Below are 12,986 nucleotides of genomic sequence, written 5' to 3'. Positions count from 1 at the left end.
GCGCGGACCGCCTCGACGGCGTCGTCGCGGACGAGCGTGGAGTTGGCCCACGTCAGTGGCTCCTCAAGGGAGGAAGAGAACACCACCTTGGACGCTTGCGTGAGCTCGTCGACGGACGCCTCTTCTTCGGGCCTGAACTCGTCTTGGCCCTTCGGGACCTCGCCTGCGGCGAAGCCCGACATCAGGCGGTAGGTGTTCGCTCCCATCAGGTAGGTGGCCTCGGGCTGCTCGCCGAGCCACGCGAGGTACTCCGGGCCCTCGAGGCCCCAGAACCCGGGCCATCCCTCTCCCGATGCGTAACCGTCGAGGGAGGTGATGAAGTCGACAAGAAGCTCCGACATGGCGGTGTCCTTTCCTGGGGTGTCACAAGCTTGGACCAGCCGGGAGCCACAAACTCATCGGCCGCGCTGTGGAATAACGAGAAAACCCATGACACTGCAGCCGATCAGGTCGGCGGAGCGGCACTGTTTCGGAGGGCCGGAGGCCTACATGATTGCACTATGCACGCAGTCGGGTAATGATCTCCACGCGACGGGGAACGGCGGTTTGAGTTCTGTCAAAGCCCCAGCTCAGCCCCACTCGCGAACGGCCCACCACGCTCTACTGGGTGATCGGTGAGGCGTCGCTGCCCGACGTCGACAGCGGATACTTCATCCACTCACCTGCGACGGCGGCGGAGCACTTCCGTGAGTACGGCCCCGCTCCGATCGACGGCGAACCGATCGCGCTGGTCTTCGCCAGCGACGGCGGGGGCCATCTGTTCGCGATCGGAGCCAGCGGACAAGTCTGGAAGTCCACCACGGCCTCCTGGTTTGACGACTTCGAGATCACCGCGTCCAGCTTGCAGGAGTTCCTCGAACAGCTCGGCCGCCGGATCGCGAACCAAACCTAATCATCGGCCGAGGACAAACGGGCCCCTGCCCCAGGAGGTCATTCCACAGCTGGGGAATCGCGAGCAGGTGTGGGGACACCCCTGAGCAGGGGGTGGCCAATCTCAAAGAGCGCCATCAGCGGTTGCCACATGGATCAAGGAGACATGGCCGGCGGTGGAAAGACGGTAAGGGATCAGGGCGCCTGGCTCTGCTTCGCGGACGAGTCGGGGCAGCTGCTGCGGCCGGAAAGCACGCACCTGGTCCCGGCGTGGACGCACGCCCTGCGTCACGGTCAGGGCCGCAGACTCGGGACGTATCTCCCTGGCTGGGCTGGTCTACCGCAGGGCCGGCCGACGCACCGGGCTCATCTTCCGCGTGCTGGTGCACCGCGGCCGCAAGGGCGAGAAGAAGGGGTTTCGGGAAAAGGACTTCGCCGGGTTGCTGGACGCAGCTCACCAGCGGCTCGGCGGGCCCGTCGTGCTGGTGTGGGACAACTACACCCATCACGACAACTACACCCATCACGTCGATGCGGCCATGCGCGAGCTGATCACGGCCCGGCAGTGGCTGACCGTCTTCCGCTTCCCCGCTTCCCCACTTACGCGCCCGACCTCGACCCGCCCGAGGGCGTGTGGTCACATCTGAAGAACAGCCTGGGCAACCTCGCCCCGTGCAACATCGACGAGATCGCCGGGCTGACCCGCACACCCCTCAAACGCCTGCAGTATCAGCCCAGCCTGCTCGACGGCTTCATCGCCGAGACCGGGCTCGTCCCAGCCCCGCCATGACATCACCGGGGCGTTGACGAATGGCTCTGACCAGTGCGGCTGAGCTGGGTTGGAGATCGCTTCCCGTATCGGCGTAGACCATTTCCCGGGCAGTGGGCCGAGGGCCGAGGTGCAGTGCAGTTACCCCAGGGGCGCGAAGGGGTTCGAGAACGAGGTCAGGTCGCTCACGCGGACCAGGCTGAGCTCGCCGGGTTCGATCTCGGTGCCGGACAGGACCAGTTCAGTGCTCTCGACGCATCCCCGTGCGACCCAGTAACGGTTGCTGCTGTTGCGCCAGAGTTCGAACGTCATGGGTTTCCCGTCGGTGGTGACAGTGACGGGTTCGGAGGCCGGCAGGCTGGCCGGGGGTTCCTCGCCGGGGTGGTAGTAGTCCTCGAAAGCCCGCTCCAGAGCATCGCCGGCCTCCGCATTGCCGGAGGAGGCGCTCAAGACCGTGACGTGCTCGACCTCGGGGTCGAAATACGGAGAACCGAACCACAGGTACACATGGATGTCGCCGGTGACTCGGTTGTAGCCGTGCCCCGTGACCTGCCGTGATTCCGGCCAACTGCCGTCGACAGCGAAGACGCTGAAGCCTTCTGCCGAGCCAGGGTTGCCTTGAACGTGCATGGGATCTCCCGTGTGCTCCTCCGTGATCAGGCATCCTGCCACCGCAAGAGAACCGGCGGGAAGCGGGGTCGGCATCCACGGCTTGTGGCGGGGCTGGTCGGTGCACGCCCGCACCGGTGACACCCGGCCAGCCCAGCCGAAACGGGCCGCCCTCCACGCCACGGCTGACGAACCATCAGGCAACCAAGCTCAGACGCCCGTCCCACACCCCACCAAAGATCCGCAACCCGGCGGCAGCCCCGCCATGCCCTCCATCCCCAGCCCCGCCTCACGGAGCAGCGCACACCGCCCCACACGCACTGCCGGCCCCGAACAACGGACCCGAACAGCCTGCCCCAACCGCAGAATCCCGCCGACCGGACCGATCAAACGGGACCTCGTCAACCGCTCCCGAGCCAACCCGAGAACAGTCGGTCACCCTGAACTGAAAACCTCAGTAGCTGTTTTGGTGGTAGCGGCAGTACGGGTCGTCGCATGAGGTGGGTACTTCCCACCGGGTGCTGATCCGGTGCAGCAGCCCCCGCTCCGGGGGCTGTGCGGGCAGGGAGCAGATGACGTCGGTCGGCGTGTACACCGGCCGGGCGTCCTCCTCGATGTGTTCGGGGTCGGTGAAGTAGAACTCGATTCGGCGGTCCCACGGTGGCGTGATACGGGGTCGCGGCAGACCGTCGCCGTCGGGGGTGAGGCGCCACTGGGTGCCGAAGGCCCGGTTGTGGACCTCGCCGAGGTACCAGGCGGCCACCGTGATCTCTGCCTCGCCGGCCTTCTCGCGTGCCTGGGCCGGGCTCGCGTATGTGGCGCGGACCATCGCCTCCAGCCGGGCCAGGGAATCGACAGTGAAGTCCCACGGCCCCCACCCTTCCCGATGCCGCTTCCACGTCTCGAACGCCTGCTTCTGGGCGTGCAGCCACGCCGCCAGGGCCGGGTTGTGGGCTGCTTCTTCCTCGGCCTGCTTCTCCTCGCGCAGGTATGCGGTGTACTCCTCGGGGCCCATGTCACGGGGGTCTGTCCATTTCATGGGGCGCGAGCCTAGTCCCTGGAACCCTGCACACACCCGGCCGCGCGGCCGGGTGTGTGCAGGGTGTGACGATCCCGTGGAACAGGAGGGTTGACGGGCGCGGCAAGCCAAATCCTTGATGTGCGAGGCGAGTTGAGACCCTAGTGTGGGCCGTCGCTCGCACGGCACCGATCGACCACGGGGGCCCGTGGTGCCGCGCGGAGCGATGTGCCGATCTGGGCCTCCTGGGGGTTTCGCGTGACCCGAGCGATCCGTTCCCGCCGGCGAAGCTGGTGGGCAAGAACTGCAATGGCTGTGGCCTGTGCCGGGGCGTTGTCCCTGACTGGTCTGCCGTCGCTGACGGCCGCGAACGCGGCACCGAAGGGCCTCAAGCCCGGCAAACGCTGCGACGAGATGTTCAGCGACCTCTACGACTTCGCCGACGTCGTGGAGGGCGCCATGCCCGACGACGGCTTCGAGCGCAACAAGTCCGACTGGGACGAGTTCGACTATGTCAACGGGCAGAAACAGTGGGACGGCCTGAGGGAACCCACACAGGCTGAGCTGGACGAGATCACCGACGACCCCGAGGACTACAAGAAGGGCGACAAGCGCCGCGTCTGGGCCTACTGGAAGCGGGCCAAGGAAACCAGCCGGTGGAAGGGCGCGTCCTTCATCGAGTACCGGGACGACTTCTACATTCCCCAGGGCGGTCATGACTGAGCTGACCCCGGTTTCGTGGAGTTCCTGAAGCCAGGCTTATGATCCTGGCCCGAAGGAGAACCACGAGCAGTGCCAGCACCACGCAAATATCCGGACGAGCTCCGCGAGCGGGCCGTCCGCGAGGTCCGCACCACCGGCCGACCGATCGCGCATGTCGCGAAGGACTTGGGCATCCACAAGGAGGCTCTGCGCGGCTGGGTCCGCCAAGCCGAGGCGGACACCGGTGAACGCGACGACCGGCTGACCACCGCCGAGCGGGAAGAGCTGAGGCAGCTCCGCCGGGAGAACGCGGAGTTGCGGCGGGCGAACGAGATTCTGAAGGCCGCGAGCGCGTTTTTCGCGGCGGAACTCGACCGTCCCCGGACGAGGCCGACCAGGTGATCGAGCACCTCAGGGACAAGGGCCTCGGGGTCGGGTTCGCGTGCCGGGTGCTGGGGCTTTCCGAGTCGGCATACTACGCGCGCAAGAAGCGGCCGAAGTCCGCCCGCCGGCTGCGTGACGAGCAGCTCATGCCGCTGATCGAACAGGTCCATGTCGAGTCCGGCGGCACTTATGGCGTCCGCAGGATCACCCGCGCGCTGCGGCGCAAGGGTGTGCACGTGGCTCGCTGCACCGTGGAGCGGCTGATGGCCGAGCTGGGCCTGGAGGGCGTCATCCGCGGCCAGCGGCGCCGCACCACCGTGCCGGAGCCGTCGGCGCCCAGGCCGCCGGACCTGGTCGACCGCAATTTCACCGCGAGCCGGCCCGACCAGCTCTGGGTGGCCGACATGACCTATGTCCGCACCTGGACGGGCTGGGTGTACGTGGCGTTCGTCCTGGACGTCTTCTCCCGGACGATCGTCGGCTGGCAGGTCGCGAACCACATGCGAACCGAACTCCCGCTGGATGCACTGGAGATGGCGCTGTGGAGACGCCGGATCAAGAAAGACTCCGGCCTGATCCATCACAGCGACCGCGGCTCGCAATACGTATCCATCCGGTACACCGACCGGCTCGCCGAGATCGGCGCAGCCGCCTCGGTCGGCTCCGTCGCGGACAGCTACGACAACGCGATGGCCGAGGCGCTCAACGGCACCTTCAAGGCCGAGCTGATCGAGATGCAAGGCCCATGGCGGGACTTCGACCAGGTCGAGCGGGCGATCTTCCAGTGGGTCACCTGGTACAACGAGGAACGCCTGCACTCCGCACTCGACTACGTACCGCCCGCCGAGTACGAACGCGACTGGTGGCGACAACAGCAAGCCACCTTGCAGTCCGCCTGAAACAAGACCGCCGGACTCTACGAAACTCGGGGCAGCTCACCTGGAGCACGTCGGCCTGCCCGGGCGGCCGCAGGAGAGGGACATCGCGCACGTACAGCTGGGCGATGGGCAGCATGGGGACTGGACTCTCTGCGGGCCAGGGAGGGCCGGCATCGAGTCGCTCCATGAACGTCGCGGCGTTGCGGTCATGGATCTCCGTCTCCTCCGGCGTGTAGTGAGGACCTTGGGGATCACTGTGGAGTCGGGCTCGTCTGCGCCTCTCGAGTCGTATGTCTGCCGGCGACTTGCACCGTCCGGTGCCCGGGTGCATGTCTTCGCAGTGCGGCCATGGCTCCTCGGCGGGCCACAGCAACGGGCCACCCACAGAGCTGTCCCGTACCGAGGGCGACCCGGCACGAGGATGCAGCCGAATCGCGGCACGCGCCAACGGAGCCAGCTCAGGAAAGACCGCGGTCACCTCGACAGGCCGCGGCGGAGTAGTACGTACGAAAACCATGCCGGTGATCCTGCCACCAGCCACCGACAGTCCCCTGCCGCCTCAACCGGCGTCAGCGCTCAACTGGCTGCAACGCCCACCAACCCGACCACGGTGACAACAAGCCTGCCTATGTGGCAACTATCGTGCCTCGGCTCAGCAGCCTGAACCCGGCGAATCTATGCGGTCACAGCACTGGAGAGCAAGGGCGTAGACCAGAACGGCGAGCCGCTCGCCCCGCGCCCCGTCTTCGAGGTCTCGTACGGACGACTACCGGAGGACCAGGCCCGGATGCTGCGGCTTCTGGCACCGGCTCCCAGCCGAGTCAAGCATCCTTGCAGCGGGGTTCATGGCGGAACAGAAGGTCTGAGGCCGTCTCATCCGACCTCCGAGCTCGGCAGCATCCAGGCATGCTTGGCAATGACACCACTGCGCTGCCTGCAGTCCGGCGGACGCGTTTCGAGCCGACCCGGGAATCCTCCAGGGCAGGCAGTCGGCCTATCGGAGCAGTGTTGATCCATGCCCATGGGCAGGTGGTTGCCAGGGGACGCAACCGCAGTCAGGAGACGAGCACTCCACCTGGGCAGATTGCTGGTGCCGCCATTGCACACACGGAGATCAATCAGCCTTTCTCAACTTGAAGTTGCCGGTCACGAGGCTGGTGTGGGCCATTGGTCGCGTACTCGCGCTGATCGCGGGCGCTCGTCCACGCTCAAGATCGTCTGCCGGCGGACGGCCTCGGTGTCGGTCAGTACGAGCAGTGCCCGCGACAGTCTGGTCGCGTAACGCACCGACAGACGCGACTTGGTGAGGCTGCGCAGGACCGATGAACCCACACCACCGCGCCACCAGCCGATTCAGGCTGGTGGCCTCTCATTGAGCTGAGGCCTCGCCCGGTGCGTCCGATTCCCTCTCCGACACCGTCGCCGGGCGGGAACCGCCCACTGCTTCACGCGTTGTCTGCCGGGGAACGGCCTCCGGCGAAGCGTGCGGTGGGTCCGAGGAGAAGAGTGCGGGATCCCTGGACAGTGCCCGGGTCAGCCACGCGCCGGCGAACTGGGAGGTGAGGATGGACAGCAGCACGAGCGCGACGAAGAACCGTCCGTTGATGACGCCTGCGCTGAAGGTCACCGAGGCCAGGATGATGCCGGGGCCGCCGCGGGCGTTCATCGCCACCGCGAAGTGGGTCGACCACGACGGTGACTTGCCGGCCAGGCGCGCTCCCAGCCACACGCTGGCGAACTTGACCGCACAGGCCAGGACGAACAGCCAGCCGAAGAAGAGCAGGTCGAGGTCGTGGACGAGGTCGAGGCGGAAGCCGACGAGCGCAAAGTAGATCGGGATGAAGAAGGCCAGCGAGAATCCCCGTATGGTCTCCTGCCCGGGTGACGTCATCTCGTGGCCCGCCATGGCGATGCCCGCCATGAGCGCGCCGAAGATCGGATCGATGCCCAGGCCCATACAGCCCAGGCACAGGACGAAGAGGAAGACCAGGCGGAACGCGGCCGGGCCGCGCCGCTCCAGCCCCTTCAGAGGGCCTGTGGCAAGCCACCGGAACGCCGCACGGCCGCCAGCGAGGCAGACCCCGAAGAACAGCAGTGACGCGCCCACGTAGTAGGCCACCTCCCAGCCGATCCCTTCGCTGGGGAGCATGGCGGGCAGACCGTAGGAGGTGTCCGACTGAACATGGGCCAGCCCCAGGATCACGGCCAGGACGACATAGAGGAGGACGTCCTCGATGACGGCGACAGTGATCACCATCCGGGCGAAGAGGCTGCCCATGATGCCGAGATCGATCATGATCCGGGAGATGACCGGAATGCTGGTCACCGCGATGGCCAGTCCCAGGACCAGGGAGATGCTCGCCGCGGATCCGTGCGGGCCGGCCAGGCCACCGGGGTCTACCGCCTGAGCGAGGGCCAGACCGGCCGCGAACGGGATCACCAGGCCGGCGACGGTGGTGAACAGCACGGTCCTCCGCTCCGCACCCAGACTGCTCTGGCGCATCTCCAGCCCGGCCAGGAAGACCATCAGGATCGTGCCGAGCTGGTAGACCGCCCCCAGCATGTGGGCGGTCGCACTGGAGGACGGCACCAGCCAGCGGCTCACCTGCGGGGCGAGAAAGCCCAGGGCGCTGGCCCCGAGCAGCAGACCCCCCACGATCTCGCCGATCACCGGAGGCTGGCGCAACCGCCCGAAGACGTACGCACCGAGATGCGCCGCGACCAGGAAAACGGTCAGCACCATCAGAATCCTGGCCATCTCCGAAACCGTCAGGGACATGAGCACGCCTCCGCATCACCGAGAGCTGAAACCTTTCGACTGCTGGAGACGTGGGTGGGGGGACTCCAACGAGCAATTCTGTACGTTTATCGGATGATTCTTTTGCATCGAAGATACCCGAACACTTCCCGATTAACCGTCAAAATGGTCGGCTTGCCGTCACCCGCTCTTCTCGATATCAATTCGAACTGATAAACATTGTTATTCAGTGCGAGTCGCCGCCATCCGAGCCGGCTGGTTACTGTGGCCATTGCGGCAACGACGCCCCGAAGTTATGGATGGTGACCACGATTGGCGTCCGAATCCTGACCGGTGACGGCGAAGTCTATTCGTCGGACGCCGTCATCTACGGCATCATTTCTGGCTACTTTTAGCAGTAGATGAGCGATACGCGGATATATACCAGGTATGAGTGCGTATCACATCTCTGATAAGCAGCCACGCTGTGGCGCAAGTGGCTACGCGGGCCGGGGCCGGTGCTTGTGACGACAGCCCTCGGCGGAGGGCTTGGCGCAGCGGCACGGTACGGGGCTGAGCTGCTGTGGCCGACTGCCCCTGGCGCCTTCCCTTGGGCGACACTGGGGATCAATGCGGTCGGGTGCGCGATGATCGGTGTGTTGATGGTGGTGGTCAGCAGCCAGGCGTGGGCGCCGCACCGGCTGGTGCGGCCGTTCTTCGGCACCGGGGTTCTGGGCGGCTTCACCACGTTCTCCGCCTACGTGGGCGACATCCGGCGCCTGGTGGACCAAGGCCGGGCCACAGCAGGGCTGGCGTACCTCGCACTGATGCTCGTGGTGTCCCTTGCGGCGGTATGGAGTGCGTCAGCCGTCACGCGGCACCTGAATGCCCGAAGGCGCGAACGACACCGACTCGCCTCCCATGAACCAGGCGATGAGGGGCTCTTGACGTGAACTGGCTGCTCGTCGTCGGCGGCGCGATGGTGGGAGCGCCACTGCGGTATCTGATCGACCGGGCGGTCGAGGCCCGTAACGACACGCTTTTCCCGTGGGGGACGTTCACCGTCAACGTGGCCGGCTGTCTGCTCTTCGGGCTGCTGACCGGCGCCGTGACGCACGGTGCCGCACCCTCCAGCGTACGGTTGCTGGTAGGGACAGGGCTGTGCGGGACACTGACGACCTATTCGGCGTTCTCCTACGACACCATGCGTCTGGCCGAGGTGGGGGCACGGTTCCACGCCGTGGTCAATGTCCTCGCGAGCGTGGGCGCCGCGATCGGGGCCGCCTTCATCGGCGCCGCGCTGGCGGAAGCGATCTGGGCATGAGTCAGGCACCACGGACGCCACCACGCCCGTCCTCACCAAACCCAACCGGCCCGGCCCCACAACGGACGATCCTGTCGGAAAACCAAGCCGCGCCTGCCGGCGCGCCACACAACGACCTCCACCGTGGACGAACACCCGCGACCAGCGCGAGCACGCCGTCAACGACCCACACCAGCCCAGTGACCAGCAACCCTGCTGCCCTAGCCGACCACACGGAAGTGTGCCGGACACAGCACAGCGTGGCAGTGGCAGAACCCGTCGCGGAAGCCAAGACAAAACCGCCCAACGCCCCGCACCGACGGAAAGCGACAGCGACTTCGAGCCGTCGGGGGTCGCCCGCGCGGATCCACCCACCGACCAGCCCCGCAGACGTACCCACCGGCCAAGCCAGACATCCATGGCCCCGGCTCCGCGAAGGAGACCCAGAAAACATACGGCCGACGGTCACACGCGGCGCCCAAGCCGCCCAGTCCGGACGGTACTTCGGGGCAGCGGTGGCCCCCGGAAAGCTCGGCGCCGGCACGTACACCGGCATCCTGGACCGCGAGTTCAACTCGGTCACACCCGAGAACGAGATGAAGTGGGACGCCACCGAGCGATCCCGCGACTCGTTCACGTTCGCCCCGCCGACCAGATCGTGAACCGCGCGACGGCCCGCGGTCAGCGCGTGCGCGGCCACACGCTGGTGCGGCACTCCCGACTGGCCCGGCTGGGTCAGTTCCATCACGGACGCGAACACACCGCGCAGCGTGATGAACAACCACATCACCACGGTGGCGAACCACTACAAGGGCCGGATCCACATCACCAGCCTGCTGCCCCCGGCGACAGCAGGCGCTGAACGCGGGAGCGGTTCTGTGCTGTTCCTTCGTGCTTGGTTGTTCGTTCGGGCCGGGGATCAGCCGTCCAGCGAGAGGGCGTTCTTGGCGCGCTCAAAGGATTCATCCGAGGCGCGTTCGCCGGTCTCGGTGGCCAGTGCCTGGTTGAGGGTGACAAACGGGCGCATCCGCCGCTCGTAGTGGGCATACGCGCCGCGGTGGTCGCCGTTGGCCTGGGTAAGGCAGTCGGCCAGCACATAGGCGCCCACGAGGGCCAGGCTGGTGCCCTGTCCCGAGAAGGGGGAAGGGCAGTAGCCGGCGTCTCCGAGCAGGGTCACCCGGCCCCGCGACCATGGCTCCATGCGGATCTGGGCCACCCCGTCGCAGTGGAAGTCGGGCGCCTTCCGGGCGGCCTCGGCAAGGCGAGTCCCTTCCCACCGCAGCGACGCGAGCTTGTCCACGACGAGCTGCCGCAGGGCGGCGAGGTCGTGGGCGAGGGGGGCGGACTCGAAACTGGAGGCGATCCTGAGTTCGGTGCTGCCGCGTACGGGCATGATGCCGACGAAACCCATGTCGCCGTCCCGCGGCCACATCCACATCTGCCAGTCGTCCAGGGCGAGGAAGTTGTCCGCGCTGAACACCGAGAGGTAGCTGCCCAGGTGGTGGGCGAAACGCTTCTCCGGACCGAAGGCCAGGCGTCGTACGGTGGAGTGGAGGCCGTCGGCCCCGACCACGAGGTCGAAGGTGCGGGATGGCCCGTACGCGAAGTCGACGCGCACACCGGTCTCGTCCTCGTCGAGGGCGGTGATGCTGTCGCCGAAGAGGTACTCGACGCCTTCGCGCGTGTGCTCGTACACCATCCGTACCAGGTCATCGCGCAGCACCTCGATGTCTTCGCTGTCGAGCCGGCCGCTGCTGAAGGTCGCCTCGGTGGAGCGGTCGACCTCGTGGCCGTCGGGGTCGAGGATCGACATGCCGCGCATCCGGGTCCGTACGCGCCTTGCCTGCTCCAGCAGGCCCATCCGCTCCACGACTTCGAGCGCGACGCCGCGGATGTCCACCGCCTGGCCGCCGGGGCGTTGGCCCGGGGCACGTTCGACGACGGTGGGCGCGAAGCCGTGGTGGCGCAGCCAGTAGGCGAGGACGGGCCCGGCGATTCCGCCGCCGGAGATGAGCACGGTCTGCATGAGAAGTCCCTCCAGTGCTTTTACGGTGTACGCGCACTGAACGTACGACGTATGCGCACCCCCTCCAACTGGCTAAATACCAGATCTGTACTAGGGTCCGTCTTCAAACGGATCTTGCCCAGAGCAGGAATGACGCGAGTGTGACCGCCGCTTCGTAGGAAGCGGCGGTCTTCTCGTATCTGGTGGCGATGCCACGGAAGCCCTTGAGCCGGTTGAAGCAGCGCTCAATGACGTTGCGTCGGTGGTAGATCTCCCGCTCGAACCCGGGCGGCCGCCCGCCGCGATGGCCGCGATTGTGCCGGTGCCGTCGCTGGTCGGTCTTCTCTGGGATGGTGTGTGCGATGCCGCGTTTTCGCAGGTAGGCGCGGAAGCCGCGCGAGCTGTAGGCCTTGTCTGCGATGACGTGGTCGGGACGGCAGCGTGGTCGGCCCGGGCCAGTTCGAGGGACGTGGATCCGTTCCAGAAGGGGGCGAGCGCAGATGCTGTCGTGCCGCTGGCCCGGGGTGACCAGGACGGCGAGAGGACGGCCGCGGCCGTCGCAGGCGAGGTGGATTTTGGTGGTCAGGCCTCCTCGGGATCGGCCGAGGGCGCGATCGTCCGGTTCGTCCTGCCGGTGCTGCCCCCTTTTCGGCCGGTGGCGGCTGCGTGCTGGTGGGCGCGGACGACGGTGGAGTCGATCTGCACCAGCCAGTCGATGTCACCGGCCGCGTCGGCCCGGGCCTGGATCTGCTGCAGGACCCGGGTGAACACGCCGTCCAGGGCGTAGCGACGGAAGCGGGTGTAGACCGTCTTCCACGGACCGTAGCGGTCCGGCAGATCACGCCACGAGATGCCGGTCCGGATCTTGTAGACCATCCCGTTGACGACCTGCCGGTCCTCCACACGAGGCCGGCCTGTCGCGGCCCGCGGTATCAACGGAGCGAGCAACTCCCACTCTTGGTCGGTGAGTTCATGACGGCGTACCACCCCACCATGATCCACCGTCTGACGATCTTTGAAGACGAACCCTAGGGTGCGTTTCATATGTGGATCTTGATGTGTCAAGATCCCACTTCGTGGGGCGGCATGATCTGACGAATACACAGTGGGCGAAGCTGGAGCCCCTGCTCCCGGTCGGCAAGAAGCCTGGACGGCCACCGGTGCACACCAAGCGGCAACTGATAGACGGCATACGGTGGCGCACCCGCGCCGGTGCTCCCTGGCGGGACGTGCCCGAGCGCTATGGCCCGTGGGAGACGGTCTACGGCCTGTTCCGCCGCTGGCAGCGGGACGGCACCTGGCACCGCATCTTCGAACAGCTGCAGGCCCAGGCCGACGCCGAGGGACTGATCACCTGGGACGTCTCGGTGGACTCGACCATCGCCCGCGCCCACCAGCATGCGGCCGGCGCCCGCAAAAAGGGGATCTGCAGACCGAGCCGCCAGGCGGTGTGTTCATCGAGCCCGACGACCACGGGCTCGGACGCTCCCGGGGCGGGCTGACAACCAAGCTCCACCTGGCGGTCGAGCAGGCCCAGAAACCGATGTCGCTGGTCATCACGGCAGGACAGCGCGGTGATTCCCCGCAGTTCCAGGTGGTCTTGGGCCGCATCCGGGTGCCCCGGCTCGAGTCGGGCCGCCCGCGCACCCGGCCGGACAAGGTGCGTGCCGACAAGGCGTACGCTCCCGCGCGAACCGTGCCTACCTGCGCA

13 protein-coding genes and 3 pseudogenes are annotated in these 12,986 nt (G+C 66.9%); 9 read left to right on the top strand and 7 right to left on the bottom strand.

The window, feature by feature from the left end; all coding sequences use genetic code 11:
- A partial coding sequence (locus STRIP9103_RS33450; protein WP_048821453.1) for a dihydrofolate reductase family protein occupies positions 1-341 on the bottom strand: 341 nt, incomplete at its 3' end.
- A 266-nt stretch (positions 342-607) separates the two neighbouring features.
- On the opposite strand from STRIP9103_RS33450, the gene STRIP9103_RS33445 reads away from it, so the two are divergent.
- Together STRIP9103_RS33445 and STRIP9103_RS53785 are read left to right on the top strand one after the other, a co-directional pair.
- The gene (locus STRIP9103_RS33445) at positions 608-892 is read left to right on the top strand and encodes a hypothetical protein (protein WP_009328066.1); all 285 of its coding nucleotides are present in this window, start codon (positions 608-610) and stop codon (positions 890-892) included.
- Positions 893-992: 100 nt separating this feature from the next.
- Positions 993-1,660: pseudogene (locus STRIP9103_RS53785) on the top strand (transposase); the annotation flags it as partial.
- A 120-nt stretch (positions 1,661-1,780) separates the two neighbouring features.
- On the opposite strand, the gene STRIP9103_RS33435 reads toward STRIP9103_RS53785, so the two are convergent.
- The gene (locus STRIP9103_RS33435; RefSeq protein WP_009328077.1) at positions 1,781-2,269 is read right to left on the bottom strand and encodes a hypothetical protein; all 489 of its coding nucleotides are present in this window, start codon (positions 2,267-2,269) and stop codon (positions 1,781-1,783) included.
- Positions 2,270-2,702: 433 nt separating this feature from the next.
- The gene (locus STRIP9103_RS33430) at positions 2,703-3,287 is read right to left on the bottom strand and encodes a hypothetical protein (protein WP_009328078.1); all 585 of its coding nucleotides are present in this window, start codon (positions 3,285-3,287) and stop codon (positions 2,703-2,705) included.
- Between the two features lie 288 nt (positions 3,288-3,575).
- On the opposite strand from STRIP9103_RS33430, the gene STRIP9103_RS33425 reads away from it, so the two are divergent.
- Together STRIP9103_RS33425 and STRIP9103_RS33415 are read left to right on the top strand one after the other, a co-directional pair.
- Positions 3,576-3,989, top strand: coding sequence for a hypothetical protein (locus STRIP9103_RS33425; RefSeq protein WP_048821450.1), 414 nt, complete (start codon positions 3,576-3,578; stop codon positions 3,987-3,989).
- 69 nt (positions 3,990-4,058) lie between these two features.
- Positions 4,059-5,251, top strand: a protein-coding gene (locus STRIP9103_RS33415; protein ID WP_234022211.1) for an IS3 family transposase whose coding sequence is annotated in 2 segments (ribosomal slippage) — positions 4,059-4,326 and positions 4,326-5,251 — 1,194 coding nt in all. Because the reading frame shifts where the segments join, the coding sequence is not laid out codon by codon here.
- Between the two features lie 28 nt (positions 5,252-5,279).
- Here the strand turns inward: STRIP9103_RS33415 and STRIP9103_RS52200 are convergent.
- Together STRIP9103_RS52200 and STRIP9103_RS33410 are read right to left on the bottom strand one after the other, a co-directional pair.
- Positions 5,280-5,747: pseudogene (locus tag STRIP9103_RS52200) on the bottom strand (hypothetical protein); the annotation flags it as partial.
- 852 nt (positions 5,748-6,599) lie between these two features.
- Positions 6,600-7,988 carry a cation:proton antiporter gene (locus STRIP9103_RS33410; protein WP_234022366.1) on the bottom strand — a complete coding sequence of 463 codons (1,389 nt, stop codon included), beginning with the start codon at positions 7,986-7,988 and terminating at the stop codon, positions 6,600-6,602.
- A gap of 464 nt (positions 7,989-8,452) precedes the next feature.
- Here STRIP9103_RS33410 and STRIP9103_RS33405 point away from each other — a divergent pair, with 464 nt between their 5' ends.
- The 3 genes and pseudogenes from STRIP9103_RS33405 to STRIP9103_RS52195 all read left to right on the top strand — a co-directional run.
- Positions 8,453-8,920, top strand: a complete 468-nt coding sequence (locus STRIP9103_RS33405; RefSeq protein ID WP_234022367.1) for a fluoride efflux transporter FluC — start codon at positions 8,453-8,455, stop codon at positions 8,918-8,920.
- Positions 8,917-9,291, top strand: coding sequence for a fluoride efflux transporter CrcB (gene crcB / locus STRIP9103_RS33400; protein WP_009328068.1), 375 nt, complete (start codon positions 8,917-8,919; stop codon positions 9,289-9,291). Before STRIP9103_RS33405 ends, crcB begins: the two co-directional genes overlap by 4 nt.
- A 446-nt stretch (positions 9,292-9,737) precedes the next feature.
- Positions 9,738-10,098 (top strand): annotated as a pseudogene (locus tag STRIP9103_RS52195) (endo-1,4-beta-xylanase); the annotation flags it as partial.
- Positions 10,099-10,189: 91 nt separating this feature from the next.
- Here STRIP9103_RS52195 and STRIP9103_RS33390 read toward each other — a convergent pair.
- Together STRIP9103_RS33390 and STRIP9103_RS47410 are read right to left on the bottom strand one after the other, a co-directional pair.
- Complete coding sequence (locus STRIP9103_RS33390; RefSeq protein WP_009328081.1) at positions 10,190-11,296, bottom strand: FAD-dependent monooxygenase; 1,107 nt, start codon at positions 11,294-11,296, stop codon at positions 10,190-10,192.
- 103 nt (positions 11,297-11,399) lie between these two features.
- Positions 11,400-12,319 (bottom strand): IS5 family transposase gene (locus STRIP9103_RS47410; RefSeq protein ID WP_100244023.1). Its coding sequence is split into 2 segments (ribosomal slippage): positions 11,400-11,903 and positions 11,906-12,319, totalling 918 coding nucleotides; the frame shifts between segments, so codons are not numbered across the junction.
- Positions 12,320-12,321: 2 nt separating this feature from the next.
- On the opposite strand from STRIP9103_RS47410, the gene STRIP9103_RS52190 reads away from it, so the two are divergent.
- Both STRIP9103_RS52190 and STRIP9103_RS52185 read left to right on the top strand, forming a co-directional pair.
- The gene (locus STRIP9103_RS52190) at positions 12,322-12,777 is read left to right on the top strand and encodes an IS5 family transposase (RefSeq protein WP_009308042.1); all 456 of its coding nucleotides are present in this window, start codon (positions 12,322-12,324) and stop codon (positions 12,775-12,777) included.
- Positions 12,726-12,986: IS5/IS1182 family transposase (locus tag STRIP9103_RS52185; protein ID WP_048821184.1), on the top strand; the 261-nt coding region annotated here is incomplete at its 3' end. The genes STRIP9103_RS52190 and STRIP9103_RS52185, both read left to right, overlap by 52 nt.

The organism is Streptomyces ipomoeae 91-03 (genome assembly GCF_000317595.1).
Taxonomy (GTDB): domain Bacteria; phylum Actinomycetota; class Actinomycetes; order Streptomycetales; family Streptomycetaceae; genus Streptomyces; species Streptomyces ipomoeae.
The sequence above is the reverse complement of the archived record's forward strand: the minus strand, read 5'-3'. Positions and strand labels throughout refer to the sequence as shown.